This window comes from Nitrospirae bacterium YQR-1 (assembly GCA_039908095.1).
Taxonomy (GTDB): domain Bacteria; phylum Nitrospirota; class Thermodesulfovibrionia; order Thermodesulfovibrionales; family Magnetobacteriaceae; genus Magnetomonas.
In genome coordinates, this window is the sequence record JAMOBJ010000065.1 from 1 (window position 1) to 2,094 (window position 2,094).

Consider the following 2,094-nt stretch of genomic DNA (forward strand, 5'->3'; position numbering starts at 1 on the left):
TTAACAAGCGTAAGGCCGTTAAGCTCACAATAAGCCCTGATTTTAGCCTTCTGATTGTCAAGGCTTATGCCTTCTGTGGCTTGCTCGATTGTGGATACCCGCACATATCCGATAGCTTGTGATGGGTTTACTGATGTTTGGTGAGGTCTGGTTTGTACTTTGCGTGTTGACATGCTACACCTCTTAATGTTTGAACGTTTATGACATTAAAAATGCCGACTGCTGTTCCGGCCATTAAGAGCCGCCCATAGCCTCACGACTACAGGACAGTCGGCAATACTAACATTATGCCTGTAAACTAAAAAAACCACTGTTAAGGTTAGTGGACAACCCTTAATGACTGAACGCTTTAAAAATACCATAGAAATGTTGAGGATGTCAAGGTTTTTTTGATTAGCGATTTGGTATAATTAATTATAGGTAAATTCTAAGACTCTTTTACAACAATTTAGCTGGTCAGCCTAATTGATTCAAATATTTGTAAGCATCGTCATAAGTATTATTGCTTCTCAACCCTACGTAAAAGAACATAACTTCCGGTTCTGTCGGTTCATTTTCCCACATATCTATTCGTTCTGTGGATAAGAAATAAAGAATTCGTATCTTACCCGCCTTGTAACGCCTAATATTTAAAAAATTGTGCTTTTAAAAAGGGTTAGTCGTAGGAGACGATACTATGATTTCTTCTTTGGCATTTATTAACTCGACAACCTTAGTGGGAAAAGCTGCTTTAAGATTTTGATAGTGTGCTGAGTATCTCTTCTTCCAGTAAGTCATCGTCCGTGTTGTCCAGTTCCTCCACTATATCCAGCATGGCAAAATATTTTTCATCCGTTTCGATTGCCAATTCAGACACATAGATAGGTTCATTTGGCTCTGAATAATGCCAAGCCGGTAATTTATGGGATAGATTAGATAGCTCCGTCCCAGTCATTCCCCCGTAAGTGTGGACTACACTGGTTATAGTTTCCTGTAAATCCAAAGATAATGTAGTCTCTCTTAAAGAATAGTACGAGTGTTGTTTTCTTTTGCTTCCGTCTCTGTATATGGGAATAAGGGATATTTCTTCACTCCAAAGAGTATCAAGCCCTTCCTCAAGCATTTCATCGAAAAAGGCTATTACCGGTCCGTAGGGCAATCGTAAGAAATATAATCCAGTAATAGAGGTACCAGTCTTTTTATAATTCTCAATCTCGGCAAACAACACGAGCTTTGCCAGCTTTACCTTTGGAATTTTACCAGCTCTGTTTAAAATAGCCGCTATTAAATCCTTTAGTTTTTCTTTTTCTATAGCCATAATCATAACCCTTTAATGATAGTATAACATTAGAGCTGTTTATTAAAAAAGTAATCGGTGAATGATATACTAGATTTTTAGTAATCGGCATGGGGGTGTTGAGTTTCAATATTCCTTTTCCTTTAACCGCTCCCTTTCGACTTATTTTTCCAGTTTGAAACAGGATTACTCCACTGATAGCGCAGACATTATACGCCCTAAACTTATTGTGATGGCCTACAACGGACTATCTTGATTTCACAAGGAATCCTCTGTCTTTTGAGTAACAGGCAAACCACAGGGCTTATACTCAAAATCAGAGGGTAATTATTTATAGAGCATTAATACTATAAAGTAAATCAATAATTGACAAATTAATACATATAGAGACATAATTTATTATGGAAAGGATACAAACAATGAAAGAGATAGCTTCAATTCTCAACATATCTATAGCTACCGTGTACCGTTTGATAAATAAGGGCTTGATTACTCCGGTGAGGATAAGCCGGAAAAATCTCTTTAAGCCTTCTGATATAAGAGCGCTTATTGATACCGGCAGAGGGTTGTAATAATGGAATCTAACCAAAACAAACTTAATCTAACTAAAAAGCAAAAGGCTGTTATTCCTGTTATCATCTCAAGCAGAACTATTACAGAGGGGGTAGAGAAGGCTGGTATTGCAAAGCCGACTTTTTATGCTTGGCTTAAAAACCCTGAGTTTAAAGCCGAATACGAAAGGCAACAAGATGACGTTTTAGTAACCGGCCTGAGTGAGTTAAAAACGGCTTTTGGAGAGGCTGCCTGTGAATTAAGGA

General features: G+C 37.7%; 4 protein-coding genes. 2 read left to right on the plus strand and 2 right to left on the minus strand.

Annotated elements, in window-relative coordinates; genetic code table 11:
• Nucleotides 1-173 (minus strand): recombinase family protein (locus tag H7844_15810; protein ID MEO5358745.1); only part of this gene is annotated, 173 nt, incomplete at its 3' end.
• A gap of 557 nt (nt 174-730) precedes the next feature.
• Entirely contained in the window at nt 731-1,297 is a 567-nt protein-coding gene (locus H7844_15815) for a Panacea domain-containing protein (protein ID MEO5358746.1), read from the minus strand.
• Nucleotides 1,298-1,677: 380 nt separating this feature from the next.
• On the opposite strand from H7844_15815, the gene H7844_15820 reads away from it, so the two are divergent.
• On the plus strand, nt 1,678-1,848 hold the full coding sequence (locus H7844_15820) for a helix-turn-helix domain-containing protein (protein MEO5358747.1): 171 nt from the start codon (nt 1,678-1,680) through the stop codon (nt 1,846-1,848).
• Nucleotides 1,849-1,850: 2 nt separating this feature from the next.
• On the plus strand, nt 1,851-2,094 hold a 244-nt coding region (locus tag H7844_15825), incomplete at its 3' end, for a hypothetical protein (GenBank protein MEO5358748.1).

Bases quoted from the DNA above. Each gene is read 5' to 3' on its own strand.
- H7844_15815 (MEO5358746.1), bottom strand. From the start codon at position 1,297: ATGGCTATAGAAAAAGAAAAACTAAAGGATTTAATAGCGGCTATTTTA.
- H7844_15820 (MEO5358747.1), top strand. From the start codon at position 1,678: ATGGAAAGGATACAAACAATGAAAGAGATAGCTTCAATTCTCAACATA.